Origin of the sequence: Mediterranea sp. An20, assembly GCF_002160055.1 — a bacterium.
Lineage (GTDB): Bacteria > Bacteroidota > Bacteroidia > Bacteroidales > Bacteroidaceae > Bacteroides > Bacteroides avicola.
On the sequence record NZ_NFJV01000011.1, the window covers coordinates 39,636 to 66,065 of the forward strand.

General features: G+C 51.3%; 23 protein-coding genes and 1 pseudogene. 2 read left to right on the forward strand and 22 right to left on the reverse strand.

Going from position 1 to position 26,430, the window contains the following annotated elements:
• Positions 1-106: 106 nt before the first annotated feature.
• From B5F34_RS07970 to B5F34_RS08045, 14 genes are all read right to left on the reverse strand, one after another.
• Positions 107-709 carry an NlpC/P60 family protein gene (locus tag B5F34_RS07970; protein WP_087337058.1) on the reverse strand — a complete coding sequence of 201 codons (603 nt, stop codon included), beginning with the start codon at positions 707-709 and terminating at the stop codon, positions 107-109.
• The gene (locus B5F34_RS07975) at positions 706-1,443 is read right to left on the reverse strand and encodes an ABC transporter ATP-binding protein (protein ID WP_087337060.1); all 738 of its coding nucleotides are present in this window, start codon (positions 1,441-1,443) and stop codon (positions 706-708) included. The genes B5F34_RS07970 and B5F34_RS07975 overlap by 4 nt, the downstream gene beginning before the upstream one ends.
• A 42-nt stretch (positions 1,444-1,485) precedes the next feature.
• Complete coding sequence (locus B5F34_RS07980; protein WP_087337062.1) at positions 1,486-2,979, reverse strand: DUF5687 family protein; 1,494 nt, start codon at positions 2,977-2,979, stop codon at positions 1,486-1,488.
• A gap of 168 nt (positions 2,980-3,147) precedes the next feature.
• The gene (locus B5F34_RS07985) at positions 3,148-5,988 is read right to left on the reverse strand and encodes a M16 family metallopeptidase (protein ID WP_087337065.1); all 2,841 of its coding nucleotides are present in this window, start codon (positions 5,986-5,988) and stop codon (positions 3,148-3,150) included.
• 181 nt (positions 5,989-6,169) lie between these two features.
• Positions 6,170-7,093 carry a diacylglycerol kinase family protein gene (locus B5F34_RS07990; protein ID WP_087337068.1) on the reverse strand — a complete coding sequence of 308 codons (924 nt, stop codon included), beginning with the start codon at positions 7,091-7,093 and terminating at the stop codon, positions 6,170-6,172.
• A 3-nt stretch (positions 7,094-7,096) separates the two neighbouring features.
• A complete protein-coding gene (gene miaA / locus B5F34_RS07995; protein WP_087337265.1) occupies positions 7,097-8,044 on the reverse strand; it encodes a tRNA (adenosine(37)-N6)-dimethylallyltransferase MiaA in 948 nt (315 codons plus the stop codon).
• A 1,497-nt stretch (positions 8,045-9,541) separates the two neighbouring features.
• Positions 9,542-10,162, reverse strand: a complete 621-nt coding sequence (locus B5F34_RS08010; protein ID WP_087337073.1) for a lysine exporter LysO family protein — start codon at positions 10,160-10,162, stop codon at positions 9,542-9,544.
• The gene (locus B5F34_RS08015; RefSeq protein ID WP_087337076.1) at positions 10,159-10,443 is read right to left on the reverse strand and encodes a LysO family transporter; all 285 of its coding nucleotides are present in this window, start codon (positions 10,441-10,443) and stop codon (positions 10,159-10,161) included. Before B5F34_RS08015 ends, B5F34_RS08010 begins: the two co-directional genes overlap by 4 nt.
• Positions 10,444-10,813: 370 nt before the next feature.
• Positions 10,814-12,004 (reverse strand): hypothetical protein, encoded by a 1,191-nt coding sequence (locus B5F34_RS08020; RefSeq protein ID WP_087337079.1) that lies wholly within the window; start codon positions 12,002-12,004, stop codon positions 10,814-10,816.
• A 13-nt stretch (positions 12,005-12,017) separates the two neighbouring features.
• Positions 12,018-12,656 (reverse strand): ATP-binding cassette domain-containing protein, encoded by a 639-nt coding sequence (locus B5F34_RS08025; RefSeq protein ID WP_087337082.1) that lies wholly within the window; start codon positions 12,654-12,656, stop codon positions 12,018-12,020.
• A gap of 11 nt (positions 12,657-12,667) precedes the next feature.
• Positions 12,668-14,197, reverse strand: coding sequence for a DUF4836 family protein (locus B5F34_RS08030; RefSeq protein WP_087337085.1), 1,530 nt, complete (start codon positions 14,195-14,197; stop codon positions 12,668-12,670).
• A 13-nt stretch (positions 14,198-14,210) separates the two neighbouring features.
• A complete protein-coding gene (locus tag B5F34_RS08035) occupies positions 14,211-14,909 on the reverse strand; it encodes a 16S rRNA (uracil(1498)-N(3))-methyltransferase (RefSeq protein WP_087337088.1) in 699 nt (232 codons plus the stop codon).
• Positions 14,910-14,928: 19 nt separating this feature from the next.
• Complete coding sequence (locus tag B5F34_RS08040; RefSeq protein ID WP_087337091.1) at positions 14,929-15,495, reverse strand: bifunctional nuclease family protein; 567 nt, start codon at positions 15,493-15,495, stop codon at positions 14,929-14,931.
• Entirely contained in the window at positions 15,488-16,750 is a 1,263-nt protein-coding gene (locus tag B5F34_RS08045) for a nucleoside permease (RefSeq protein ID WP_087337095.1), read from the reverse strand. The genes B5F34_RS08040 and B5F34_RS08045 overlap by 8 nt, the downstream gene beginning before the upstream one ends.
• Before the next feature lie 1,088 nt (positions 16,751-17,838).
• Between B5F34_RS08045 and B5F34_RS08055 the strand changes: the two genes are divergently transcribed.
• The gene (locus B5F34_RS08055; protein ID WP_087337100.1) at positions 17,839-19,092 is read left to right on the forward strand and encodes a nucleotide sugar dehydrogenase; all 1,254 of its coding nucleotides are present in this window, start codon (positions 17,839-17,841) and stop codon (positions 19,090-19,092) included.
• A gap of 178 nt (positions 19,093-19,270) precedes the next feature.
• Here B5F34_RS08055 and B5F34_RS08060 read toward each other — a convergent pair whose 3' ends face one another.
• From B5F34_RS08060 to B5F34_RS08080, 5 genes and pseudogenes are all read right to left on the reverse strand, one after another.
• On the reverse strand, positions 19,271-20,419 hold the full coding sequence (locus B5F34_RS08060; RefSeq protein ID WP_087337268.1) for a carboxymuconolactone decarboxylase family protein: 1,149 nt from the start codon (positions 20,417-20,419) through the stop codon (positions 19,271-19,273).
• Between the two features lie 16 nt (positions 20,420-20,435).
• Positions 20,436-21,089, reverse strand: a complete 654-nt coding sequence (locus B5F34_RS08065; protein WP_239448871.1) for a flavodoxin family protein — start codon at positions 21,087-21,089, stop codon at positions 20,436-20,438.
• A gap of 12 nt (positions 21,090-21,101) precedes the next feature.
• Positions 21,102-22,109, reverse strand: a complete 1,008-nt coding sequence (locus B5F34_RS08070; protein ID WP_087337103.1) for an aldo/keto reductase — start codon at positions 22,107-22,109, stop codon at positions 21,102-21,104.
• A gap of 33 nt (positions 22,110-22,142) precedes the next feature.
• A pseudogene (locus tag B5F34_RS08075) lies at positions 22,143-22,736 on the reverse strand (flavin reductase family protein); the annotation flags it as partial.
• Positions 22,737-22,814: 78 nt separating this feature from the next.
• Positions 22,815-23,033, reverse strand: a complete 219-nt coding sequence (locus B5F34_RS08080; protein WP_087337109.1) for a hypothetical protein — start codon at positions 23,031-23,033, stop codon at positions 22,815-22,817.
• Between the two features lie 158 nt (positions 23,034-23,191).
• Here B5F34_RS08080 and B5F34_RS08085 point away from each other — a divergent pair, with 158 nt between their 5' ends.
• Entirely contained in the window at positions 23,192-24,091 is a 900-nt protein-coding gene (locus tag B5F34_RS08085; protein WP_087337112.1) for a helix-turn-helix domain-containing protein, read from the forward strand.
• On the opposite strand, the gene B5F34_RS17550 is transcribed toward B5F34_RS08085, so the two are convergent.
• The 3 genes from B5F34_RS17550 to B5F34_RS08100 form a co-directional block, all read right to left on the reverse strand.
• Positions 24,054-24,254, reverse strand: a complete 201-nt coding sequence (locus B5F34_RS17550; protein WP_087337115.1) for a hypothetical protein — start codon at positions 24,252-24,254, stop codon at positions 24,054-24,056. The genes B5F34_RS08085 and B5F34_RS17550 overlap by 38 nt on opposite strands.
• An 89-nt stretch (positions 24,255-24,343) precedes the next feature.
• On the reverse strand, positions 24,344-24,709 hold the full coding sequence (locus tag B5F34_RS08095; protein WP_239448873.1) for a cyclophilin-like fold protein: 366 nt from the start codon (positions 24,707-24,709) through the stop codon (positions 24,344-24,346).
• 420 nt (positions 24,710-25,129) lie between these two features.
• Positions 25,130-26,419 (reverse strand): aldo/keto reductase, encoded by a 1,290-nt coding sequence (locus B5F34_RS08100; RefSeq protein WP_087337118.1) that lies wholly within the window; start codon positions 26,417-26,419, stop codon positions 25,130-25,132.
• Between the last annotated feature and the right edge of the window lie 11 nt (positions 26,420-26,430).

Genomic DNA, 26,430 nt, shown 5'->3' on the forward strand with positions numbered 1-26,430 from the left:
AGGGGAGGAGCTTGGAAGCTGAGTTAAGTTAGTTATTTAGTTATCAATCTGTCCGTTAACGCCCGCAGTTTCGGTCACCTCCCCTTCGGGGGGAGGAGGGAGGGGGCTACCGTATCCGCCTGCCCCGCATCCAGTGTTCGTCCCAATACTCCTCATCCAATCGGCTGACGATGACACCACGACTGGTGCTGGCATGGACAAACTTGCCGTCTTTCAGATAGATGCCTACGTGGGAAACGCGCCGTCGGCGTGAACCGTGGAAGAACACCAAGTCACCCTCCCGCAATTTGTTCCGGCGTACGCGGCGGCCTTCTTTCACTTGCTCGGAGGTGCTGCGGGGCAGTTCGGTGCGATAAATGGTTTTATAAATCTGGCGTGCGAAACCCGAACAGTCCGTTCCGCGCTTGCTCTGTCCACCGCTGCGGTAGGGCACGCCTATCCATTCTGCTGCCTCCAGGTAGAGGGCGTGGTTGTCTTTGGGACCGATGTCCATGCCGAGGCGGTTGGAAGCACGCACTAAGGCGCGATAGTCTAAATTGGGCGCAGTAGTACGGCAGCTTGTCAGACCGACGAGAAGCAGAAGGAGAAAGCAAATTTTTAGTGAGGAATGAGAAAGGAAGGATGAAGAAATTCCGTGTAAAGCGGCAGCTTTGCGTTCGTTCTTCCATCTTGATATTTCATTCCTTCTTATCAATTCTTTATTATTCATTCTACATGGTTGTCTGGTTCTTCATTGCCTTCTGCTTTCAGTTCAAAGTAGTCTTCCAGTTCTTTCTCTGCCTGTCCGTCGCGGTTGTCAATGTCGCGCAGGATGACACCGTGCTCCAGCAGGGCGATGCGGGGACAGATGTCTACGGTGTGGTTCAAGTTGTGGCTGGAGATGAGGACGGTAGCGTGGTACTCCTCGTTATAGGATTTCAGCAGGTGCTTGATGATGGCCTGGCTGGAGGGGTCGAGGAAGTTGAAGGGTTCGTCGAGGATGAGCAGCCGGGGGTGGTGCAGCATGGCGCTGATGATGCCAATCTTCTGCTTGTTGCCCATGGAATAATTCCGGATAAACTTCTTCTGTCCCAGCACCTCACCGTTCATGAAGCGTTCGAAGGGGCGGAGTCGTTCGTCCACGTCTTCTTTCTTCAAGCCATACATGCGGCCGATGAAGTAGAAATATTCTTCGGGTGTGAGGTAGTCGATAAGGAAGCCGTCGTCGATGTAGGCACCCGTGATGTCTTTCCAGTCTTCGGTGTGGGTGACGTCGGTGCCTTGGATGGCTACCGTGCCGGCATCAGCCTTGACCAGGTCGAGAATGAGTCGGAACAGGGTGGTCTTGCCTGCGCCGTTGTTGCCCACCAGGCCCAGCATGTCGCCGTCGGCAATGGTGTAGCGGTCTATGTCGATGGCCCGTTTGGAGCCGTAATTTTTTTGCAAATCGGTTATTTCTATCATGTCTTTTATCTTTTAGGTATGTGTGATTGTCGTAGATGGTTATTATCGCTGGCGGCTGTCGCGGAATCCCTCCATGTTTTTGTATCTCCGTTTCATCAGTCTGCGGTAGACGTTGCCTATCCACAGGCGCGAGGTCAGCATGAAGCCCAATCCGAGAATGAGCAGGGTGGTGTAGGCCACGGTATCGCCAAAGGCAAGCGTCAGCGGATAGTACAGGGCTAAAGGGATGGCAAAGGAGGCTCCACCCATGATGCTTTGCAGTCCTGTGCCGGCATTACGGCGGGCAGTCATCTTGGCATTGAGGTCGACCGTCTGGTTGTTGTAGACTGCCACCTGAAAGAAGCAGCAGTACGAGAGCCCGGCAGTGAAGAACATCCACGCAGTATTCTGTAGCAGGGTTATTTTCCCCATAAACACTGCGGGCAGCATCAGTACGAATGGGAGCAGCAAGGCTATGGTATATAGACGATATTTGGCTGTAAGTAGCGAACGCAGCGATTCGCGACGGCTCATCAGACCGTCCATGTAGTTGCCTTCGTAACCCAACAATGTACTGAAAAACAGCAGGGCGAAGATGGCGTAGTTGTAAATCATCAGGAAGTTGTTCATTCCTGCCCCGTATATATCTGTAAAGGCAACAATCAGACTGAAGGCCACTACGATGCACAGGCAGGAGATGAGCGATTTGCGGCACATTTTGTTGCGGAGCATCAGCTTCAGTTCCAGTCTCATGTATTCACCCACTTGGCCGTAGCGGTCGAGGAATTTATATTCCGACAGGTTTTTTACGCGCACGGTAGAGTCTTCTGTTTTGTTCAGTTCGTTGTATATCGTGCGGCGGATGACGCGGCTGTCGATGAACCACATCAGGGCGATGCTGGCTATGAGCGACAGAAACACCCATATATTACTTGTGATAAAGCCTTCGCCCAAGTCACGGAACCAGTCGAACACCGGGCTTTCTTCAGGCAGGAACATCCCTAAGGTCAGTCCGCCATAGATAGCTACGGGCAACAGCACCCACCAGATGTGTTCGCCAAGGAGTGTGCGGAACAGCAGGAACCAGTAGTTGTTGAACAGCATCAGTAGCCAGATGCCGATGCAATAACACAGCACGCCCCACAGCCCGTAGAACTTGGTGACAGTGATGATAGCAAACGGCACAAACAGGAAGAGCCAGATGAAGTTGAATCCGCTCAGTCCCGAACGCACCAGCAGGCAGTCTATCAGCTTATGCTTTTTTATGGGAAGTAGCAGGTAGGGCTTCACCTCCTGCGTGGGTGTTTTCTGGAAGGGGAAGCGGATGAGGAAATCAAGCGCCAGCACGAACACCAGACCCGAGTTGAGCACATGGTACGGCTCTACCGACCCGCCATCGAAAGCAAGGGCGAATATCGTTCCGAAGAAGATGAGGTAGCCTGCCCAGAACACGGCCATGAGATACATCCAGAATCGTCCGAAGCGGTTCTTCTCGTACATAGGGTGGCGTTTGTCGGCCAGACGGCCGTGGCGGCGCAGTTCTAAAAATAGGTTCATAAGAAGAAAGAAAGCCCCTCCCCCGACCCCTCCCCCGCAGGGAGGGGAGGACGAGCGAGAGGCTGTTAATCGGTTGTTATATAATAATAGGTGTAATCAACATACATAGTAGGTGTGATGGCCGTTTCCCCGTTCCTTCGCCGCTGGGGGAGGGAACGGGGAGGGACTTTATTCGGGTACAGTCATTACCACCGTCAGCTTGTTGCCTTGGTTCAGCAGGGCCTTGGCAAAGGCTGCCACGTCTTGGGCGGTGATGCTGTTGACGAGGGCTTCATAGTCCTTGGTCATGTCCACACCGAGTACCAGGTAGTTTTCCATCTGGTTCATCCAGTAGGAGTTCTCCTTCTGGTTGTCGGCGTATTTCTTCAGCATGTACTCCTTAATCTTCTGCATCTGCTCTTCCGTGGGGCCGTTGGCAGCGACCTTCTCCAGTTGGGCGTTGATGACGCCGTTCAGGTGTTCGAACTTTTCGGGGTCGGTCTGGTAGGAAATCTGCAGAGCGGCTTTGTTTTGATGTGAATCAAGCGAGCAATACGTGCTTACGCCATACGTTCCACCTTCTTTCTCACGTATTTCTTCGGTGAATATCATCGTGAGGGCTTGGTTGAAGATGCTGGACAGCACTTCGTTTTTGGGGTTGTACGTGCAGTCGCCATTGATAATGATGCCGACAGTAGCCATCGGGGTCTGCTGCTCCTTGGCGAAGATGTTTTCTTTGATGCCTTGTTCGGCTGCCTTGCGCAGGCCATCCTTGTTGAGGGCGCTTTCTTTGACATTTTTGGAGGGCAGGGCACCGAGATACTGCTCGATGTAAGGTTTGATAGAATCCAGGTCGGCATTGCCCACAAAGAGGTACGTAAAGTCGGCTGCATTGGCAAAAGCCTGCTTGTACAATTCCAGCATGCGGTCGTAGTCGAGTTGGTCCATCATGGAGGCCTTCAAGTTGAGGTAGCGCGGGTCTTTTCCATATATTTCATAACTCAATGTGTCGCTGAAGGCAGAGAGCGGGTTGGCTTCCGAACTTTCCAGTTGGGCTTTCATGCGGTTTTTGAAGGAAGCAAAGGATTCTTCGTCCTTGCGGGGTTGTGTGATGTAGAGGTATGTGAGCTGCATCATGGTCTCGAAGTCTTTAGGAGAGCAGCTGCCATACACGCCGGCTGCGGTCGAGCCTACGCTGGCGGTTACGGATACCTTCTTGCCGGCCAGCATCTTGGTCAACTCGACGTTGCTGAAGTTGCCTGCACCGCCTGCATCTATTACTCCGTTCATAACGGTATAGTTCAGCTTGTCGGCTGCATCGAAGAGACTCGTTCCACCCATGCTGAAGCCCTGCATACGGATTTCATCGGCCTTGAAGTCGGTCTTTTTCACATAAACCTTCACACCGTTGCTCAGGGTCAGTTCCGTGGCGCCGAAGAGGGCGTTGTCTTTCTGGCTGACAATCTTGCCGCCTTGGGGAGCCTCCTTGATGAGCGGTTCGTTGGATACCTTGTCTACGTAGGGCTGTACATCCAGTTTGGACATGCCCTTGAGACCGGCAACGACTTCTTCTTTCGTGGGCACTACCACGCCTTCTTTCTCTGGAGCGGCGATGAACACAGCTTGGTTATTTTCTGTGATGAGTTGCTTGGCCACTTCGTTGATGGCTGCCACGGGGATGTTGGGTGCCAGTTGGTTCATGGTGCTGTACTCATATTCGATGCCGGGAATGGGTTCGGCGTGCAGGAAGTGTTGCAGGCATTCGTTGACGTAAGCCATGTTGTTGGTCTTCTCGCGCTCGTTGTAGGCCGACTCCAGGCGTTGCAGGATGTTGGCGCGGGCACGGGCATATTCGCTTTCGGTGAAGCCGTAGCGGCGTACGCGTTCCAGTTCTTCGAGCAATACTTTCAAGGCGTTGTTCAGACCGTCTTCCTTGGCATAGGCACTTACATCGAGGGCTTTCTTCGTGCCGCTGAGGAAGAAGTCGGCATCCGGCGAGCAGAAAGCCATGTTGAAGGGCGGGTTGGCCGACTGTGCCAGTTCGCTGAAACGCTCGTTCAGCATGGTGGCGATGGCGTTCAGCATGTAGTTCTGGGCAAGATACATGATGCTGCCCTTGATGCTGTCGGGCGTAGCGTCGTGCTTGAAGTAGATATTTACCAAGGGCAGGTCGATTTCCTTGTCCTTGCCGATGTAGACGATGGGTTCTTCATTGTCGGGCACAGGATACCAGATACGTTCGGCGCGGTTCTCCGGCAGCTTGATGTCCGCGAAGAGAGCTTTGATTTTCTGCTCCATCTGGTCTACGTCGATGTCACCCACCACGATGATGCCTTGCAGGTCGGGGCGATACCACTTGGCGTAGTAGTCGCGGATGGCCTGGTAGGGGAAGTTGTTGATGACGTCGATGCTGCCGATAGGCATACAGTCGCTATACTTCGAGTCGGGGTAGAACGTGGCCTGTGCGTCGGTGTAGAGGCGGAGCATGCCGACGTTGCGGCTGCGCCATTCCTCGCGGATGACGCCGCGTTCCTTGTCAATCTCCTTGTCGCTCAGCAGTACGGCGTTGCTCCAGTCGTGCAGGATGAGCAGGCAGGAATCCACGATGGCGGGGTCGGTGCTGGGTACATTATTAATATTATATACCGTCTCGTCCACTGAGGTGTAGGCATTGAGGTTGGTACCGAACTTGATGCCCTTCGTTTCGCACCACTGCACGATGCCCAGGCCGCGTTCGTCGCCGGGGAAGTTCTCGGTGCCGTTGAAGGCCATGTGCTCCAGGAAGTGCGCCAGGCCGCGCTGTTGCGGTTCTTCGAGGATGGAGCCTACCTTCTGTGCGATGTAGAACTCCACGCGGTTTTCAGGTTTTTCGTTGTGACGGATGTAATACGTCAGTCCGTTGTCCAGCTTGCCGATGCGGACGTTTTTGTCCACCGGCAGCGGCGGCAGCTGCATTTGGGCGGCTGCCTGTTGCAGGCTACAGCACAAGATGAGTGCTACCAGCCAGAGTGTTCTTGTTAAATGTTTCATAATTCTATTTGGTTTAAATAGTTCTTCAGTCTTGTCTGTCGCATCCGGCTCGGAAAAGTCACAGCGGGGAGACATTTTTTCTTCTTCTGTCCTTTTATATTTTTCATGGTCATTTCTGTTTTCCATTCTTTTAGCTTTTCTTCTTGCCCGATTCTGGTAAATTATCTTATCCCGCATCCTTCTATGGGATTATCAGGGTGATGGCTTCGTGCAGGATACTGATGTTAAGCGGAAAATGTCGTTCCAGAATGCGGCCGTCCAAGTCGACTACGGCGTTGCGGGCGCGCAGCACTTTCACTTCGCGGGTGCGGAACGGTTTCACCAACCGGTGGTTGAGGATTCGTCCCTCTATGAGCATCCACAAGCCCCCCCACAGTTGGCGCAGTTCCGGGCGGTAAATGACAGACACGTCCAACCACCCGTTGTAGGGCACGGCACTGGGCACTTGCCCGTAGCCAGTGGCACTGCCGATGCATACGGTCATGATGCGTCCGCGTATGTGTTCACCGTTTATCTTGAGGTGCATGCGGTACAGCTTGCGTTCGAAGATGAGCGAGAGGAAGGCCATGAAATATGACAGGTATTTCACTCCCCAGAACCGCTTGCACTGGTCTGTTATCTTGACGATGCGTGCTCCTAAGCCGATGTTGATGGCGTTGAGAAAGTAGCGCGTCACGTGCTTCTGTCCGTCGTAATACTGGCACGTGCCCACGTCAATCCGCCGTCGCCGTCCGCGCAGGAGGCAATCCACGGCTTCCTTGTAGTCGGAACTTATCTCCCAATAGCCGGCAAAGTCGTTGCCGATGCCGTTGGGTATAATGCCTAAGGCGATGTCTTCCTTGTTTGTAGCCTTTGAGTGCATGATGCCGTTGATGGCATCGTTCAGTGCGCCATCCCCTCCTACTATCACGATGACACGATAGCCGTTGCTGGCCAGGATGCCGGCCAGGCGTTCTACCGAGCCGAAGCCTTCGGACTGCACATAGTCGTAGGCCACGCCTTGGCTGTCCATGTAGTTTTTTATCTCTTTCCAGCGTTTCTGCACCTTTCGGGTGCCGGCTTTAGGGTTGTAGATGATGCCCCATCTGTCTGGTTCTGCGCTCATAGTTTAAGTGTGTATTTGTAGGTTGGGTGATTGATTTCCGTCCAGCAGCCGGCATACGGCTTCTACTTTGCGGTCGGTCGGCAGGGAGGCATCTATCCAGTGGATGTGGAAGCCCCGCCGTTCCATGCCGCGGAACCAAGTCATCTGCCGTTTGGCAAACTGGTGGATGGCCGTCTCCAGCTGGCGTACCATCTCGTTGTAGCTTAGTTGTCCGGTGACGTAGAGAGTCAGGAATTTATACTCCAACCCGTAATACGTCAGGTCTTCAGGCGCGATGCCTTCGTCCAGCAACTGGCGCACTTCGTCCACCATGCCCTGTTCTAAGCGCTGTTGCAGGCGTCGGCTGATACGGGCGCGGCGTTCTTCGCGGCTGATGTCCACCCCAATCAGCAGGCTGGTCAGGTGTGGGAAAGGCCGTTCCTCGGCGGGAGCATGGCGATAATATTCTTCTATTTCGATGGCGCGGATGGCACGTTTGGGCGTGTCCACATCGGTGGTATTGTGCAGCGTCTTGTAGGTTTTCAGCAACGCGGTCAGCTCTTCCAGCGACTTGCCGGCAAGGGCAGCTCGCAGAGACGGGTTCTCAGGGACAGGAAGCAGGCGGTAGCCGCTCAGCACCGACTCTAAGTAAAGCCCCGTTCCTCCGCACACGATGGGTGTGTGTCCGCGCCCCCGTATGTCTTCGTAGGCTTGCAGGAAGTCGCGCTGGTATTCGAACACGTTGTATTTGGTGCCTGGTTCGGCAATATCTATCAGATGGTAGGGCACAGCCTTGCTATTTACCACGTAGTCGGACAGGTCCTTGCCTGTGCCCAAGTCCATGCGGCGGTACACCTGCCGCGAGTCGGCACTGATGATTTCCGTGTCGAGGGCAGCAGCTAAGGCGGCGGCCAGTGTGGTTTTTCCCGAAGCGGTAGGCCCTAATATGGCGATTAAATCGTAGGCAGGCATCATGTCTGGTTGGTTTATTGTTTCACGGCAAAGATAGCGTAATTTGGGCAGAAACGCAACGCGTGTTCCTAAAAAAACGTTCCGTCTTGACATCTGTTTCTGTTTTCTGTTCCTTTTCTTAGAAGCTGTTTAATTTTTGCTCAGTTGAATATGATTCTTAAAAGGGGAAAATTTAAACAGACTCTTAATCGAAATACTCTTTCTGGGCTTGGGAGATAAGTAAATGTGCAAACTTAAATGATACTAAACACAGAGTCACGGAGACACAGAGTTTTTTGTTTTCTTGTCTACGGCCCACAGGCTTAATTTCCCTTCTCTCGTATGCGGCGAAGCCGCGGACTCTGTGCCCTCCCGTCATTTTTACCGACAGACTGTTACAGAACTTTGTGTCTCTGTGTCTCTGTGTTTGATATAAACTAATTCTGATTGATTACTTATTCGTTTTATTCTTTATGCGGATTTCTCCTATGCCCAACAGCCATTTGAACCGGCAAAGATGCGGTTTGTAGCTTCCGGGGCAGAGGCTTTTTTTGAAAACATACGTGAAAACAACTTCGGATTCTATTAAAATATGTTTTAAAGCATATTTTTCTTCCCGTTTTATTTGCAGGTATCGAAAAAGTCCGTACCTTTGCACTGTGTTTTTCATGGTATTAGATTTAAGGTTAACAAAGGTTGGGCTCAGCGGAGCCCTTTTTTTATGCCCGTACGTTTCCTGTTTCCGGCGACAAGTAGCCTTTGGGGTCGGAATTGTTTATACTTTGGCACTCCATTCCTTATACCTTGGCACCCCATTCCTTATACTTTGGGAGTACGTTTCTTATACCTTGTCAGTCGGGCCTTCTGTAAGAGTGGTTTAGGAGGCTGTAGCATGCAGGGTAACGGAAGAATATCCACCGTTGATGGAAATGGCTGGAATGCCTGTCTGCTAAGAGAGGTTTTAGTTTCCGTTTCATTTTTGCTCGGCCAGACTCTAAGAGCTTGTTTAAATTTTGCTCAGCTTTATTTTGAGTACTGTTTCCGAGGATATTTTTCCGGTGTACTGAGGAACGTAGCGGGCTACGTGACGAAGTATGCCGGGAAAAGAGACCGGAAAGAGGCTCAAAAGAAGCTGAATATAAATCTAAAAGAGGAAAATTTAAACAGGCTCTAAGTAGGGTTAGAGAAAAATTTGTACTGGCTCTAAGCAGCGTGTAAAAGTGTGAAAGAAGTTTTGTATAGCCTGTAAAATCGGCTTGTTTTCTTAAATTATGTTTTAAAGCATATTTTTCTTCCCAAATAATTTGCAGGTATCAAAAAAGTCCGTACCTTTGCACTGTGTTTTTCATGGTATTAGATTTAAGGTTAACAAAGGTTGGGCTCAGCGGAGCCCTTTTTTTATGCCCGTACGCCAACTCCTTTATCAGCGCAGCTTTCCGTTAGTTAGGGTTTGCCAATCCTTCACTTTCGCACGTTGTTCTTGCTATGTGTGCTTGTGTTGGCAGGTTCCTCTCTTTTTTAGAATTTGCAGAAAAACGATACGAAGAACGGCACGCTCAGGTCGATGAGCAGTCCGTGGAAGATAGCTACCGGTATCATTTCCTTGCCGGAATGGCGGGTGATGGCAGGAAGCAGTACGTCCATCGAATTGACCCCCGCAGCCGAGATGGGAGCTAATTGTCCGAAGTATCTTCGGATGAGCGGTGCGCCGAAAAGGGCGGTCATTTCGCGGAAGATGTTGGTCAGCAGGGCGATGGTGCCCAGTTCTGTGGCGGCCTGTAAGCCGATAGAGGCTTCTTTGAGCTGGGTGATGAGGATGGACGACAGCGAATAGTAGGCGAATCCGCTGCCTACAGCCAGACATTCGGTCACGCTCCAGCGACTCAACAGCAGGGCGGCTGCGGCAGAGAAAACCAGGGTGCCGCACACCGTGGCGGCAGGTACCAGCAGCATGCGCAGGTTCAGTGAGCCTAACAGTTGTTTCAGTTCCTTGTTGCTGCCCATGCCCAGCCCGACCTGGAACATGAGGGCATAGAGCACACACAGCGACACTTGGTGTGTGTCGATTTTCACTTCACCCAGCAGGCCTGCCAGGCAGCCTACTGCGAAAAACGCAATGACAATCAGGTTCTGTTTCATTTCTTTTCCTCCTTTCTGTTCTTGGTATATAGGCGTAGTGCCAGCGAAGCCGCGGCAATGCTGCCTGCCGTGCCGGCTACGGCCAAAAGTGCCGCTTGCCATCCGAAACGAGCTAAGTTGTCGATAATAAGGTGGTTGGAGCCGATGGACAATCCCAACACAAAGAGCAGCAGGCAGACGGTGAGTGCGGTGCTCTTTTCGAGTTGACGCACGAAAGATGCGCGGCGCAGCAGGTAGCCCAATATGCCGCCTGCCACTAAGGTCAGTATGATGCTGAACATAATGGTTTCGTTTTTAGGTTGTGGGTGTAAGGGCAATAAGTCTCTTTCCGGCGGTTTTCGCCGGATGGACAGGAGGGACACCGGAATAGGGGACATGTCATTCTGTCATCCCGGTCATTGTTCTATGGTGTACCCCCGTCGGAATGGGAAGGAAGACGGGAGGGAGGTCAGATGAAACCGCTGAACCAATGCACGTGCACCAATGCACACCTGCACAGACAACCATAGGCGCCTGTGTAGCCGGTAGAGAGATATGTGTACGTGTTCTGTTTCATCTTTGGCGTATTCTTGACGCCGCAAAGATACGTAATAATTGTATATTTGCAAAATAAATATTCAATAAATAGGAGTGCCACTCTGTCAGGGCCTGTTAGAGCCGGCGGACTTTCCGGCGTATCAGCCACGTGTCGAGCACGGCAGTCAGCACAAACAGCAGAGCGCCGGTCAGCAGGCAGGGAAGCATCGCGGAGTTTTCCAGTTGCGGGAATATCAGGCGCACACTGTCCATATAGACTGTGCGCAGTCCTGCTACACAACCGATAGCCGCCAGCAGGCTGACCGCATTCAATCCCGCTGCCAGCAGTTGGTAGGGCAGTGCCACTTGGCTGGGGCTGTACCCCAGTAGGAGCAGGTTCTCTAACTTGGAGGCGTTTTTCTGCACCAGCAGGAAGATGCTTAGCGAGAGCAGGTAAAACGACAGCAGGCAGATGACGGTGCCCACGGCCAATACGATGCCTGTGAGCAGACGCAGGAAATAGCCGGCTTTTCCATCGTCCAGCCCATTGCTTTCCGTCTGGTAGTGATGCTGTTCGAAATAAGTGGCAATGCGGCTGTCGGTCGGGTTCTTTACTTCTACGATGAGGCGGGAGGGATGTGCCTGGCTGCCCGGTGCCAGACGCCGGTTGGCTGCTTCCAGAAAGGCTTGCGGCACCAGGATGGTGTTCAGGCGGTTGGAGAATCCTACAATATGTCCCCGGTAGGTCTCACTGCGTCCGTTGCCGCGTAAGGTGACGTTCATCCGCAGGATGCCGGTCAGTCCTTCGGACAGTTTGGGAAGTCCCCGGCTTTGTGCAAATCCGAAGTTGTAGAGGTTGAGGTAGTTGCGCGGGATGATGATGGGCAAGTCGCCTCCTGCTTCATCGGCATGCCACTGGCTGAGGTCGGTATCGATGAATTCGTCGGGCACCGCTTCGAAGAACATTTCTGTAGACAGATGGATGCCTGTATTTTCCAGTCCCATGCTGGCTGAAACATCGAACAGGGCAGGGGTGAAGCAGCCGACTTTTTGAGTGAATGCCTGCTTTTGCAGGTCGGATATTTCGTCTGTGGAGAAAGTGGTACTGTTTCCCAGCAGGTTGCCCAATGTACTGACTTCTTTGGTGGCGATAAGGTAGTCTTTTTTCAGAAAACTGTCACCGCGGGTAAAGACGGGATGTATGTCGCAATAAGCTTGAATGCCAAGCAGTACAATAGCCATACCCAACAGGTTGGCAAAGAAGAAGCCCGTCAGTTGTCCGGGGCTGATGTGCTGCCGCAGCAGCTTCCAAACCAGTTTGTTCATCGGGAAAAGGGAATTATAGTTTCAGGATGCGCTGATAGTCCATGGGCAGGCGCCGCCCGATGGAAGTGACAATGATGCCGGCGCCTGCGGCTTCTTCTGCCAGCAGGCGTGCCAGGATAGATGCGTTTTCATCGTCTAAGTGGCTCACCGGTTCGTCCAGCAGGATGAAGTCGGCAGGTTGGCAGAGGCAGCGGATGAAAGCCACCCGCTGCTGTTGTCCGAACGACAGTCGTCCGGCTTTCTCTTCTGCTTTGTCTGCCAGTCCGGTCGTTTCAAACAGGTGGCGGATTTCTTTCCGGCTGCGTCGGCCTGTCAGCCGGTTCTTCAGCCAGACATTTTCCAGGGCTGTCAGTTCGGGAAACAGACGTAGCTCCTGAAACTGCAGGCTGAGCATCCGGCTGCGGCATTCTGTCCATTCGGCGGCAGTCATTGAACGGATGTTCCGTCCGTCGAAGGTAATGATGCCTTCATAATCTTTCCGGTATCCGTAGAGGAAGCTGCACAGCGATGATTTGCCCGTGCCGGACGCTGCCTCTATCAGGCAATATTCACCTTTGCGGAACGTGAGATCCTTGTGCCACACGTCCGATGAAATGTTGTCCTGTCCTCTGAATACCTGCGGGAGTACCTGCTGTAAACGGATTTCGTTCATGGGCGGTTGGCTTATTGTAAGGCGGCCTTGCACAGTTCGGCCAGTTGCTTCAAGGCATTGCTGTTCTGGTCTTTCATTTGCAGGCTTATGAGAGCTGTCTGTCCGTCGCTTTCGCCTTTCAGGTACGAGATATTGTCGAGGGCGGCAAAGTAGACGGCATTTTTACTTCCTCCGAATCCTGCCAGCATCTTGACAATGGGCAACTGGCAGATTGCTTCCACATTGAGCACACAAGAGGCTTTCTTGCCTTTCATCTCCGAGGCAAAGGAGGTCTTGGCTGCCGAAGGGTCGCACTTTTTCAGGATGTCTTTGTAGAGTGTTTCGTCGTTGGTGGCATAGAAATTGCCGTCGCGCACGCCGAAGAACAGGTTGAACTGGCGGGTGCGAAGCACGTACTGGTCAGCTTCCAGTTCCACGATGCTGCTGCCACGGCCCAGTTGTTTTTTCAGGAATGCATTGTCGGCCAGCTCCTTCAGCGGAGAGGCATCATTCACGGAAGCATAGGCGAGCAGCGAGGGTAGACGGTTCAGGGTCAGGTTCACCAGTCCTAAGGTGAAGTCGTCCTGGAACATGCCGAACAGTCTCTTGATGTACTCTGCATCTTTGGCAGAGAGTTCTTCGCCCAGCGACGTATTCGCCATCAGTATGTCATAAGAGGCGGAGCCGTCCATGCCGCTGCTTATCAGGAAGAGAGTCGATTGGGGGAAATAGTCTATATATGTGTTCTTGATGGGGCGTGCTGCCTGTGCCTGCTTTTCCATGAGTGCTTTGGCTTCTTCGTTGTCCGTATAGGGAGTTGCGGACAAGTCGATGCGTCCTTTCTCAAAAGAAAGTCCCGCAGTGATTTGCAGGTCTTTCAGGAAGTCTTTGTTCTTGAGCATCGGATTTCCCATGAATTTTTGGTACTCGGCCAACAGTCCGCCATACGGGTACAGGAGTTTGATGTCTCCTTTCTGCGCCTGCATCTGTATGAACTCCGGCGCCTGGCTGAAGCTTTGCTCCGCACCCTGGCTCATCCATGCCTGCAGACTGTCTTGCAGGGCAGGCGTGGGCTGCTGCCCCAGTACAAACAGGGTGGAGGCATTGTAGGCCATGGTCAGTTTACCTTCGGCCAGCGTGTAGCCTTCGGCTTCGCCGGATTGGGAGATGATGCCTTCTTTTTGCAGGTTACCGACCAAGTTTTCCACGCTGTTCTTGTCTGCTACCCGCGCCACCAAAGCACCTTGCGGCAGGGTCTTGCTGGTAAACAGATAAAGGGGCGACTCCAAGTCAATGCCTGCCTTGCCAGGATTGTCCAGCAGTTGCTCGGCATATTCGTAGGTGGCGGCATCCATCTCTTTCTTCAGGGCATCTTTCAGGTTTTGCAGCAGGGCTTGGTTCTCTTTATCACCCGCTCCGGCTTTCTCGGCCAGTGTAGCAGGTTGGAGGGCGACAAGTGCTTCTATGTCTGCCGGGAGCGAGTTCGTGTATTCGCTTTTTTGTGTACAGGCACCGGTTATCAGCAGCAGGGCGGCCAGTGCGGGAAACAACATCTTTTTCATATCTGTAGTCTATTTATTGGTTTTGCAAATTCAGGATGTGGCACGCCACCAAGGCAGCCGTTTCCGTACGCAGGCGCGACTTTCCCAAGCTGACCGGAATAAAACCTGCCTTCAGGGCCAGTTGCACTTCTTCTTCGCTGAAGTCTCCTTCCGGACCGATAAGCACCAGGGCATCTTCACCTTTGCGTACCCGGTCTATCAGCAGCGGTTTTTCTCCCTCATGGCAGTGGGCGATGAATTTTTGCCCGTTAAACGGTTGCGCAATGAAGTCTTTGAAATCTGTCATTTCGTTTAGCTTGGGCAGGCGTGCCTTCAGCGATTGTTTGATGGCCGATACCAGGATTTTCTGGATGCGGTCGGTCTTGATGACTTTCCGTTCCGAATAGCGGCAGTTGAGGAAAGTCAGTTCGTCCATGCCTATTTCGGTGGCTTTCTCGGCAAACCATTCCGTGCGGTCCATGTTTTTGGTGGGAGCCATGGCTATGTGCAGGTGCCCTGTCCACAGCGGTTCCTGCAGCTCAGCTTCCAGTATATCCACCAGGCAGCGTTTGTGTGCCACCAGGGCGATGCGTGCCTGGTAGAAATGGCCGGTACCGTCAGTCAGAGTCACTGGGTCACCCGGCTGCAGGCGCAACACGCGTAGGGCGTGTGCTGCTTCTTCCGCGGGTAGTTCGTTGCTTGTCTGTATGTCTGGCGTATAAAATATGTGCATAGTGGTGAATGGTTGGTAGTTAAGATGCTTTTAGCTGGTTAATCTGGTCGCGCAGGTGGGCTGCCTGTTCATAGTCTTCTGTCTCGATGGCTTTTTGCAGAGCTTCCTTCAACGAATGCAGCGACTTCTTTTTGGCATTTTCTTCTATTTTTTCCTGCGGCAGTTCGTCGAAGTTCGGCTGGATGCATGCCGCATCCAGCACATCCTCATAGATGAATATGGAGACGCCCATCCGCAGGGCCAAGGCTATGGCATCACTGGTGCGGGAGTCTATCCGTAGAATCATTTCGCCTGAGCGCAGGTAGAGGTAAGCATAGAAAACGCCTTCTTCCACTTTGTAGATGAGCACGCGCAATAGTTTGACACCCAATGCTTCGAGTACGGATGCAAACAGCTCGTGGGTCAGCGGCCGGGGTGGAGTCATGCCTTTCAGTTCAAGCGCAATGGCCTGTGCTTCCGAGTTGCCGATGATGATGGGCAGGGTACGCTCACCATCTGTTTCGTTTAGAATCAGTGCGTATGCACCTGCTTGGGCGCGGCTGCTGACGAGGCTTGATACCTGTAGTTCTATTTTTTTTCTATTCATGGTCTCCTTTCGTTTTTTCCGGTGTATGTTTGTATCGGAACACTCCTGCAAACAATATGCCAATTATCAAGGCGTATGCTGCAAATATCATCCAGATGGGAGTCCATTCGCGGCTCACCAGTCCGCCACCTTCGGCGTAGACAGAGAACATGTCTACCACCGCGCCGCTGGCATAGCCTCCCACAAAGGCTCCGACACCATTGGTCATCATGAAGAAAAGTCCCTGGGCGCTGGCGCGGATACCGGCATGGGCTTCCATTTCCGTGTAGAGCGAACCGGATACGTTGAAGAAGTCGAAAGCCATGCCGTAGACAATCATCGACAGAATGAGCATCCATAGTCCGTCGCCCGGATTACCCAGCCCGAACAGACCGAAGCGCAGCACCCAGGCAAACATGCTGATGAGCATGACACGTTTGATGCCGAAGTGTTTCAGGAAAAACGGAATGGCTAGGATAAACAGTGTTTCGCTCATTTGGGAGATGGAGAGCAGGATGACAGAGTGCTTGACGCCGAAGGAATCGGCATATTCCGGAATGGAAGCGAAAGAACTTAGGAAAAGGTCGCCGTAGGTGTTGGTGATTTGCAACGCGGCGCCCAGCAGCATGGAAAAGAGGAAGAAGATTGCCATCTTTTTTTGCTTGAACAGCACCAAGGCATCCAGCCCGAAAGCCGAAAGCCACGTCTTCTTCTCGCTCCGTTCCGGTGGACAGGGGGGCAGCGTGAAGGCATACAGCCCCAGCACCAAGGCAGCCGTAGCGGCTACGTACAGTTGTGAGGCGCTGTGCTTGAATCCGGTAAGGTCTACCACCCACATGGCGCAGATGAAGCCCACCGTTCCCCATACGCGGATGGGGGGGAAGTCTTTTACCAAGTCCATCCGGTATTTCTCCAAGGCGTTGTAAGATACAGTATTGGCGAGCGACAAGGTGGGCATATAAGCCAGCATGTTGAGCAGCATGGCTATGTACATTTGTTGGTAGGTGGTGGCGGTAGAGGCATAGAACAAGGCTCCTGCTCCGACGAGGTGCAGCAATCCGTACAGGCGTTCGGCGTTTACCCATTTGTCGGCTATGATGCCTGTCAGTCCGGGCATGAAAAGGGCTGCTATGCCCATAGTGGCAAAAATGGCGCCAATCTGTCCACCTTCAAAGTGCAAGGTGCTGCCCATATAGCCGCCCAGCGAAATGAGCCATGCGCCCCATGTGAAGAATTGCAGGAACTGCATGGCCGTAAGTCTTGTCTTTATATTCATATAGGTATGTTTTTAATGGATAAGCCAACCGGCCCTAATTTAGTTTCGTTAAACATATAGTTACAGAGGCACGGAGTGTATCTGCTCTATGATGCAAATGTACGATGTTAGTGCAAGAAAAACAAGAGAGCGGGCAAAAAACGGATAAAAAACGGAGAAAGGGGTATATAAAAAAAGAAGGGTATCTATCCCAGACACCCAATCTTTGTTAACCTTAAATCTAATACCATGAAAAACACAGTGCAAAGGTAAGGCTTTTCTGTTACGCTGCAATACTTTCGGGTAGAAATCTGTATTTTATTAACTCTTTTTAGTTATATGGGCGGGCATGTAAGGTTCGTTTACACTTCTGGGCGGGTTCTGATGCTTTGTGAGGTAGAACTGTTTTCCGGGAAAATGTTTCGCTCTTCAAAACAACTTCTGATAATTCTTCTTGTTATTGGTTTTATGCTATGGGGTGATTTAAATTTTCTGACCGTTATGTGCCCTATTTGGGCATTTAATTGATAATCAGCAGTCTGGTTCTTATATACAACAAGCTCGCTGCTTAGCGATTGGAAGCGGGCTGCTTAGCGCTTAGCCGTTTTCCGTGAAGAGCTTATTAAGAAATGCCGTCTTTATGCACACCTGACCTTCAGAGGACGCAAATTAATTAAACGACTTCTATTTTTTCATTAGTACATTAATATAAATATGGGAACTATAGAAGGGAGGGAAACAGCCGTTAACCTGTCAAGGCCGGGCAGGCAAAAAAAAGAACAGACCCGTAAATTTCTGGCAAAAATCATCTGTCATACGATTATTTTCCGTAACTTTAGCCTCCGGGAGCAAAGGGATAATCTCTTCAAGGGTCATCTTGACTGTAAAGAAGCGCAAGAGTTTGTCTCTATCTGTTTCATGCTCAGGCTGAAAGTCTTATTCAGCTACGAGTTACGAGCTACGAGCTATCGGTTACGGGCTACAAGCATACTCGCCCTGAGCCTTACAGGCAATCTTACTCGTAGCTCGTAGCTAGTAGCTTGTCACTGAATAGTAGCTTTGCGGATATTCAAGAAACTTAAATAACTAAAGAACGTATAAACTTGTTTATGGAAATGACAGATCTGAAAATAGCTGTGGCCGGTACCGGTTATGTGGGACTAAGTATGGCTGTCCTGTTAAGCCAGCATCACCAGGTAACCGCCGTAGATGTGATTCCGGAGAAGGTGGATTTGATCAACCGGCGTAAGTCGCCCATTCAGGATGAATACATTGATTTGTATCTGCGTGAAAAGAAACTGAATTTAACCGCCACATTAGACGGGGCAAAGGCTTACAGTGATGCAGATTTTGTAGTCATAGCTGCTCCTACGAACTATGACCCTGTAAAAAACTATTTCGATACGAGCCATGTGGAAGAGGTGATTGCACTGGTGAAAAGTGTCAATCCGAATGCCATTATGGTTGTCAAGAGCACTGTCCCTGTGGGATATACAGAAAGCATCCGTCAGAAAATAGGCACGGACAATGTTATTTTCTCTCCGGAATTCCTGCGTGAAAGCAAAGCCTTATACGACAACCTCTACCCCAGCCGTATCATTGTAGGTCGTCCGGAAGGGGATGCACGTTTGGACGAAGCAGCCCACGTGTTTGCCGCTTTGTTGCAGGAAGGAGCTGTCAAGGAGCATATTGACACGCTGTTTATGGGGCTGACGGAGGCAGAAGCAGTGAAACTCTTTGCCAATACCTATTTGGCTTTGCGCGTCTCTTATTTCAACGAGCTGGATACCTACGCCGAGATGAAGGGACTGAATTCCCAGGACATTATCAACGGCGTTTGTTTGGACCCCCGCATCGGTACCCACTACAACAATCCTTCATTCGGCTATGGGGGCTATTGCCTGCCCAAGGATACCAAGCAGCTGCTGGCCAATTATGCCGATGTGCCCGAAAATCTGATACAAGCCATTGTAGAAAGCAACCGTACGCGTAAGGATTTTATTGCCGACCGTGTGCTTCATAAGGCGGGATATTATGATTATTATAACCGGGGTGATTTCAATCCGCGTGATGAGCGGCATTGTGTCATTGGCGTGTACCGGCTGACCATGAAGTCGAACAGTGATAATTTCCGCCAGTCGAGCATACAAGGGGTGATGAAACGTATCAAGGCAAAAGGGGCGGAGGTAATTATCTATGAACCTACCCTGCCGGACGGCAGCACATTCTTTGGCAGTAAAATAGTGAATGACCTCGCCGAGTTCAAGCGGTTGAGCCAGGCGATTATCGCCAACCGGTATGATACCTGCCTGGATGATGTGAAAGATAGGGTTTATACGAGGGATATTTTCAAACGGGACTGAGAAGCTGCATTGAATTTACTCCTTTAAAAGGTTATTCGGCTTTTCTGAAGTCTTTTTCGGTCTTTTCCTCTTTTCTTATGCCGTCACATAGCCTGCTATGCTCCTTATAAGAAAAGAGGGGAAGGCCGAATTTGTTTTTTCAGGATATTGCCGGAATAAATTCAAAGCAGCCTTTTGCTTATTTGATTTTTAATCCCGGGATAAGCGGAGTGGTATCTATCAGCTCCAGATTTTCGACCATCTTCAGCGTGTCTTGCTTGTATTTCCGGAAGTGAGGTGTTTTCAGGTGGTTCTCGTATGCGGTACGGTCGGCATAGATTTCGAGAATAGTAATCTTGTTGGGTACCTCCTTTTCGGCCACGGCATAAAGAGTGAGTACGCCCGGTTCAATCCGCAGGGAGGCTTCAATCTCTTCTTTCAGACAAGCGTTGTAAGCTTTCAACTGGGTAGGGTCGACGGTAATCTTTGAGAGGCGCACCAGGTTGTTCTCGGCAGGGACGCTTCCTGTGTACGCCTGTTTGATGATGCGCAACGCTTTGATGGCAGCAGGGAAACCGATATAGGGCAGGCACTGGATGACTGCGGCGGTCAGCACTTCAGGGGTGTTGCCCGCATTGATGTTGCCGTAATAGTGTGACTGTAGCTGGCTTTCGGCCTCCAAGGTTGTCAGTACACAATATCCGAGCAGTTCGCGCGTTTTCAGGTCGAGCGCCCCGCGACTGTAGATTTCGCCAAAGAAATAATCCGTGAGAAACTGTTCTACGTCCTCTCCCAGATTGCCGGGAATGCCTGCCATAACCCCCGATATGCCTCCGGGATAGAGCGTGTCCTGAATGGTCTTGCCTGTCTCGTGGCGGGTTTCTTCCGTCACCATGCCCTGTTTTTCCAACGGCAGGGAAATTCCCCGTTCCTTAAATACTTCATTCACCGTGCCCACGGCATTTAACATCTTGGGGAAGCCGATGAACGGAGCAGTGAGATATATCACCTCGCGTAGTTCTTCAGGAGTGACGCCCACGTTGAGTGCAGCTCCGGCATGGGCTTTCAGCTGCGGGAGGGTCTGCATCGTAGCCAGGGTGATGCAGGTAATCATTTCGCGTTGCTTCAGGGTAAGTTCCCCGGTTTGAAACACTTCGCCGAAGATAAACTTCTGGAGGATATCCATCATCTCCGGGTCTGTTCCCTGTCCGGTAAGGGCTTCACCGCCAAACAGGGTATGATAATTCTGTTTACATACTTCAATTCTATCCATATTATGGGTTGTCTGTGCCATAGCAGACAGACTGCCTGCCAGTATGATGGCGATTATTCCGATTGCTTTTTTCATTTGTCTGATCATTGGCTTATAAACTCTTGCCCATCCGATAGGCCTGTTGCGGATAATCTGTATTGCGGACACTTCCTGCTGTCCATACTCCCGAAGCCACTACTTCGCCCACGCTTGTCCAGCCGAGATAATCCATCAGCGTATGGTAATGCACCAGCATTGGCTCCGCTTCTGTACGGGAGGTGTCGGCGTAGGTCATCAGGAAAGCTGCTTTCTTCGGTGCTCCCTTTATCTGACCGTTGATGGCATAGAAGCGGTCTATCACCCGTTTCATCTGCGCCGAGATGCCGAAGTAATACATCGGTGTGGCGAATACTACCATATCGGCTTCAATAAGATGCGGACGGAGCTTCAGGAAATCATCTTGGAATATACAAGGTCCGTTCATGCCGCAACGGTTGCAGGCGCGGCACGGCTCTACTTGGTTAAAAGCGCAGTCGAAACGGAACACTTCGTGCCCTTGCTCTTCCGCTCCTTTTATAAACTGTTCTGCCAGATACGTGGAGTTCCCGTTTTTGCGGGGGCTTCCGGTCAATACTACTATTTTCATCTTGTTCGTTTTTGATTTGTCATTGCTGATATGGTTGAAAGCCTGCATTAACCCCGTGCCTGCGATGGCAGAGCCCAGGGCGGTCCATACAGACTTACGCAGAAATTCTCGTCGTTCCATCAGGTCATCTGGTTAAAGTCCGGTCATTTTCTCCTGATCTTCAGGATAGCGCCCGCCCAAGATTTCAAGGCTGTCCAGGTGGTGACGGATGTCGGCAAGTTCTTCGGTCGTGAAACAGATGTCCGCTCCACCCATGTTTTCCTCGATACGTTCGATGCGTTTTGTTCCAGGAATAGGTACAATCCACGGTTTCTGTGCCAGCAGCCAGCCAATGGCGATGCGTGCCGGGGTGGTTCCCTTTTGCTTAGCCAATGCTTTCACATAATCCACCAATTCCATATTGTGCTTCAGATTGTCGCCCTGGAAGCGAGGGATGGCAGAGCGGAAGTCGGTCTTGTCGAACTTGGTGTCACGGTCGAAACGGCCTGTCAGCATCGCTTTGCCCAACGGGCTGAAGGGCACAAAGCCGATGCCTAATTCTTCCAGCGTGGGCAGCATCTCGGCTTCAGGGTTCCGGTACCACAAGGAGTATTCGCACTGCACGGCGGTCAGCGGGCATACGGCATGTGCCCGGCGGACGGTGGAGGGGGCGGCTTCGGACAGTCCCCAATGCAGCACTTTGCCTTCTTTAATCAGTTCGCCTATTGTCTCTGCCACGGTTTCGATAGGCACATTCGGGTCTACACGGTGCTGATAATACAAGTCGATGTGGTCGGTGCGCAGACGACGCAGCGAACCTTCTACTGCCTTGCGGATAGTTTCCGGGCGGCTGGAAAGCGATACGGGACGTGCCGATGTGGTAAGGTCGGGCATTTCTGACAAGTCGTAGCCGAATTTGGTGGCAATGACTACCTTGTCACGCACCGGCTGCAGGGCTTCGCCTATCAAGTCTTCATTCTTGCCGTAACTGTAAACTTCGGCGGTATCGAAGAATGTAATGCCCAAATCCACCGCCCTACGTAAGGTCTCTATTGCATCCTTGCGGTCGGGATAAGGTGGATAGCTTTGCGTGAATCCCATACAGCCCAGCCCCACGGCTGATACTTTCAGTCCGTCTTTTCCTAATGTTCTTGTTTTCATCTCTTATTTCTCCTTTCTGTATTCTTTCCCGAAAGAGGTGCATTTACCGATGGTTTCGCCTGTGCGCAGATAGGTATAGTTCGGCATCTCAAAGAGCACCGGTTTCAGCTTGTCATAATCGGGCTTCCCTTTCCCGTTCAGGCAGTCTTCGTCTACGTAGGTATTCGTTATCTTGCAGATGAAATTGTCGAAAGTCTCCGTTTCGTAGTTGTCCACTACTTCGCATTCCATGACCAGCGGACTTTCGTCGATGACGGGTGTTCCGGCTTCGCCCCGATGGAACACGAACACATCCGACTTGTCTGTCTTGGCACCGCTTGTACAACCCACATAGTCGGCACGTTCCAGCATCGCCTCGTTCACCATATTGACGGACACTTTGCCCGACTGCTTCACCCCTTCATTGGTGTAGTGTTTCTTGAACATACTGAGCATGATTTGGTCGTGCCCGATGATGCCCACATGGGCGACAAGCAACCAATTCACTTTTCCTTTCACTTCCGTACCCACTACCACGGCAGGGGTGGGGTACAAAGCCAATACATTTCCGATATTCTTTTTCATTGTTAAGTAAATGTGTAAGATTTGAGTGATACTAAACACAGAGTCGTTTCTTCGACAGAACATTACGGAACTTTGTGTCTCTGTGTTTCACATCAATTAAATCTGATTGATAACTTATCTTGATTTTATATCTCATTCAGTTTAATCTTTGACGGCTTCATACAGTCCTTTCAGTATTTCTATTTCATTGGATTTCAACGGTATGGTAGTCTGAACCGGCAGTTTCAAGACTTCGGTGGAAGTCTTCCCGGAAAGGAAATAATGCAAAAGCTGTTGTGGTGTGACGCTGTAACGGTCTGCTATGAAGCACACCGCCTCGTCCGCGTACAGCTCTTCTGGTAATTCTGTTTTCTGTTCCATTATCTTCTTGTTTTATCTGATGCAAAGTTACACCGGAACGATGGAGTCTTTTGTAACCATACGTAGGCAAACTGTACCATTTTTACAGAATTTGCGTATCCGCATAAGTCATTGTCCGTTAAATGCTTTATCTTTGTATCGGTTTAATGGAGAGAACGATGAGCAAGATTCTGAAAGTTAGGAATGTCAATGACTATGGCCGTTACCTCGGATGTGCCGAGCGGCATCCGCTGGTCAGCGTCATAGATTATGCCGAGGTGTCACCCATCCGCCACAGTCTGAACAATTATAGCGTGTACGGGCTGTTCCTGCGGGATGATGCCGAGGTGGAACTCGACTACGGTTGCGGCAAATACGATTACAACAAAGGCACGCTGCTTTGTGTGGCTCCGGGACAGGTGGGCGGCAAGGAGGACAACGGCGAGCGGGTGGCAATTACGGGCTGGGTGTTGCTGTTCCATCCCGACCTGCTGCACGGATTTCCGCTGGAAAGACGCATCCGGGATTATTCTTTCTTCGATTACCGCGTGAACGAAGCTTTGCACATGACCGATGAGGAACACGATATTCTTGTTTCGCTGTTCCGCCAGATACGCGAAGAGTTGGACAAGAAACCAGACGGACTTCAGAACGCCATCCTCATGAGCTACATCGAACTGACTCTCAACTTTTGCCAACGTTTCTACAACCGCCAGTTCGTTACCCGAAAGATAGAAAACTCAGACATCCTTGTCCGCTTCGACCATCTGCTTCGCGATTATTTCGAGGATAAACTTCAACTGACCCTCGGCCTGCCCACTGTGCAGTATTGTGCCGACAAGCTCTGTATGTCATCCAATTACTTTGGTGATGTCATCAAAAAGACCACGGGCGATACGGCAAGCAACCACATCCGTCGCTTCGTTATCCAGCTTGCCAAGAATTGTCTTGCCGCCGGGGAAACTGTCACCCAAGTGTCCGACCGTCTCGGTTTTGAGTACTCCCAGCATTTCAGCCGAATGTTTAAGAAACAGGAGGGCATCACTCCGTCGGAATACTGCCAAAGGCTGCATTCCTGATGAACAGACGTTCGGCATTCTTCCACAAAAACAAGTCGGCATATTGGACAAGTTCTTTATCGGAGGCGAGTGTCTGTTTCAGTCTTTGCAGGTTGGCGTTCAGTACGGCATCGGGCAGGTAAGGATAATCACTATTCGGGTACGATGATGTGGCTGTGCACATCTATCGTCTGCTGGGCTTTTGCAGAAAGTGCCAGGGCTACCAGCAGCGGGCCTGTAATCCATTGCTTCTTCATTCCCACTTCCTTTGGTTTATTTCAGTGAGAGCGTTACCTTTACATCGCCTTTGCCCAATGCAGCCTTCAGTTCTGCCTGCGTGGCGTTGTCAATCTTTCCTATACGGGTGAAATTCCAAGAATTGGTGTCGTAGTAAATGACGAGATGATTCCCCAGATAGAGGATGATGTCACCCGGACCGGTCGTAGTCTGCCGGTCGTTGCGTGGCAGACTGAATCCGAGCGATCCGACTTTTTCCATCTGGGCATAGTCTTCCATTTCCACGGTCACATTGCCTACGGCGAGCCGTTCCAGCAGGGCTTGGGTAGAAGAGTTGTTTACCAAGGTGGCAGTGAATGTCTTGCCGCCTTCAATTGTCAGTTTGATAGTGTTACTTTCCATATTTACTTTCGTTTGATTGTCTAATGCTTTTTGTTGTGCCTGAACTGTTACCGTAAAAGTGGACAGTATCAGGAAAGTGGTTATAATCAGTCTGTTCATAAATCCTTTCATTTATAGTGATGTTTTACGCCATGTTCCGTACTGAGGCCTTGTGTGTATAAGACAGCCCCTGTCAAGGGCTTCTTAAATTGTAGCCAAGCGCTAAGCAGCCTACTGCCAAGCGATAAGCAACACCTTAGTAATATATTAGAAGTAGCATGCTGGTTATCAGCGTAATATGTAATAAGCTGTTTTCAAACCGATAATTTTACATCCCTTCCAAGTAAGCGTTCTGCATCCGTATCTGTGCAGACGTCTGGATACCGAGGTGCGGCGTGTTACATTTACCTGTCCCGGCGTAGAACCGGAGCGCCCGGAGGCTTATTTGCCCATCGTTTCCTTTACTTTGGCCAATAAGTCCGGTATATCCAGATGCTGTGGGCATTTGGCTAAACATTCTCCACAGTTTACACAGGACGAGGCCGGGTCGCCACGCTGCACAGGCGACATGGAGACGGTGTAGTCTGCCATGGCCCGCTCCTTGTTTCGGTGGAGGAGGTAGTTGTTGTACACGTAGGCGAAAATGTAGCCGATGGCCACATTGTGCGGACAGGGGATGCACTGGTAGCAGCCCGTGCAGTCGATGTGCCCCGGTGCATGACGGTAGGCATATATGGCTGCTCCCAAAGCCTCCCGTTCGGCAGGTGTGAGCATATTGGGTTGGGCCTTGGTTGCATATTTCAAGTTTTCTTCCACCTCAGCCATGCTTCCCATGCCGCTGACTGCCACACTGACCTCCGGAATATCCCACAGATAGTCCAGCGCCCATTCCGCATCCGGCTTATGGATGCCGGTGGAAGCAAGGGCTTCCTTCATGCTTTGCGGCAGATGGGCAAGAAAACCTGTGCGGACGGGCTTCATGACAGCCAGTCCCATGCCATTGGCAGCAGCATATTTCGGACCGAGCGCACCGGCCTCATATTCATAATCCAGATAGTTGTGCTGGATAAGACAGAAATCCCATGCCGGTGTGTATTCTACTACCTTTTTGAAAAGCTGCAGGCTGTCGTGGAACGAGAATCCCATGAAGCGTATTTTCCCCTGTGCCTTCAGGTTCTCCATCTTTTCGATAAGCCTGTAGGGCAGTACATAGTCTTTCCAGGCCCGGTGCATAATCATGTGGATATGGTAGAAGTCTATTACGTCCGTGCCGATGGCCCGTCGGGACTGGTCGAAGAACTTCTCGAAATCGTCCGCGCTTTGCATCTCCCACCACGGCATCTTGGAGGTTACATATACCCGGTCGCGCCAGCCGCCGGCGAGGGCCTTGCCAACAGCCTGCTCGCTCTCTCCGCCGAGATAGACACGCCCCGTGTCGATGTAGTTCACTCCGCCCTCAATGGCACGGCGCACCATCGGGGTGGTCTGGTCGAAGTCAACATGCCCGTTCTTCATAGGCAGGCGCAGCAAACCGAAGCCCAATGCCGACACGTTTACCCCTGTGCGTCCCATGGGGCGGTATCGCATTTGCGGATTATAGTTGAGGATGTCTTTTGCCTGTTGTTCCTTCATCGCTCGATTCTCGGCTTCCTGCGCAATGGCTTTCGGCCCTTTTATGGCTCCTACGGCTGCGGCAAGAAGCCCACTTTTGATAAAATCCCGTCTTTCCATATTCTGAATGT

What these genes read in the sequence shown, in the direction of transcription:
- B5F34_RS07970 (WP_087337058.1), bottom strand. Translation starts at nt 709, where the DNA reads ATGAATAATAAAGAATTGATAAGAAGGAATGAAATATCAAGATGGAAG.
- B5F34_RS07975 (WP_087337060.1), bottom strand. Translation starts at nt 1,443, where the DNA reads ATGATAGAAATAACCGATTTGCAAAAAAATTACGGCTCCAAACGGGCC.
- B5F34_RS07980 (WP_087337062.1), bottom strand. Translation starts at nt 2,979, where the DNA reads ATGAACCTATTTTTAGAACTGCGCCGCCACGGCCGTCTGGCCGACAAA.
- B5F34_RS07985 (WP_087337065.1), bottom strand. Translation starts at nt 5,988, where the DNA reads ATGAAACATTTAACAAGAACACTCTGGCTGGTAGCACTCATCTTGTGC.
- B5F34_RS07990 (WP_087337068.1), bottom strand. Translation starts at nt 7,093, where the DNA reads ATGAGCGCAGAACCAGACAGATGGGGCATCATCTACAACCCTAAAGCC.
- miaA (WP_087337265.1), bottom strand. Translation starts at nt 8,044, where the DNA reads ATGCCTGCCTACGATTTAATCGCCATATTAGGGCCTACCGCTTCGGGA.
- B5F34_RS08010 (WP_087337073.1), bottom strand. Translation starts at nt 10,162, where the DNA reads ATGAAACAGAACCTGATTGTCATTGCGTTTTTCGCAGTAGGCTGCCTG.
- B5F34_RS08015 (WP_087337076.1), bottom strand. Translation starts at nt 10,443, where the DNA reads ATGTTCAGCATCATACTGACCTTAGTGGCAGGCGGCATATTGGGCTAC.
- B5F34_RS08020 (WP_087337079.1), bottom strand. Translation starts at nt 12,004, where the DNA reads ATGAACAAACTGGTTTGGAAGCTGCTGCGGCAGCACATCAGCCCCGGA.
- B5F34_RS08025 (WP_087337082.1), bottom strand. Translation starts at nt 12,656, where the DNA reads ATGAACGAAATCCGTTTACAGCAGGTACTCCCGCAGGTATTCAGAGGA.
- B5F34_RS08030 (WP_087337085.1), bottom strand. Translation starts at nt 14,197, where the DNA reads ATGAAAAAGATGTTGTTTCCCGCACTGGCCGCCCTGCTGCTGATAACC.
- B5F34_RS08035 (WP_087337088.1), bottom strand. Translation starts at nt 14,909, where the DNA reads ATGCACATATTTTATACGCCAGACATACAGACAAGCAACGAACTACCC.
- B5F34_RS08040 (WP_087337091.1), bottom strand. Translation starts at nt 15,495, where the DNA reads ATGAATAGAAAAAAAATAGAACTACAGGTATCAAGCCTCGTCAGCAGC.
- B5F34_RS08045 (WP_087337095.1), bottom strand. Translation starts at nt 16,750, where the DNA reads ATGAATATAAAGACAAGACTTACGGCCATGCAGTTCCTGCAATTCTTC.
- B5F34_RS08055 (WP_087337100.1), top strand. Translation starts at nt 17,839, where the DNA reads ATGGAAATGACAGATCTGAAAATAGCTGTGGCCGGTACCGGTTATGTG.
- B5F34_RS08060 (WP_087337268.1), bottom strand. Translation starts at nt 20,419, where the DNA reads ATGAAAAAAGCAATCGGAATAATCGCCATCATACTGGCAGGCAGTCTG.
- B5F34_RS08065 (WP_239448871.1), bottom strand. Translation starts at nt 21,089, where the DNA reads ATGGAACGACGAGAATTTCTGCGTAAGTCTGTATGGACCGCCCTGGGC.
- B5F34_RS08070 (WP_087337103.1), bottom strand. Translation starts at nt 22,109, where the DNA reads ATGAAAACAAGAACATTAGGAAAAGACGGACTGAAAGTATCAGCCGTG.
- B5F34_RS08080 (WP_087337109.1), bottom strand. Translation starts at nt 23,033, where the DNA reads ATGGAACAGAAAACAGAATTACCAGAAGAGCTGTACGCGGACGAGGCG.
- B5F34_RS08085 (WP_087337112.1), top strand. Translation starts at nt 23,192, where the DNA reads ATGAGCAAGATTCTGAAAGTTAGGAATGTCAATGACTATGGCCGTTAC.
- B5F34_RS17550 (WP_087337115.1), bottom strand. Translation starts at nt 24,254, where the DNA reads ATGTGCACAGCCACATCATCGTACCCGAATAGTGATTATCCTTACCTG.
- B5F34_RS08095 (WP_239448873.1), bottom strand. Translation starts at nt 24,709, where the DNA reads ATGGAAAGTAACACTATCAAACTGACAATTGAAGGCGGCAAGACATTC.
- B5F34_RS08100 (WP_087337118.1), bottom strand. Translation starts at nt 26,419, where the DNA reads ATGGAAAGACGGGATTTTATCAAAAGTGGGCTTCTTGCCGCAGCCGTA.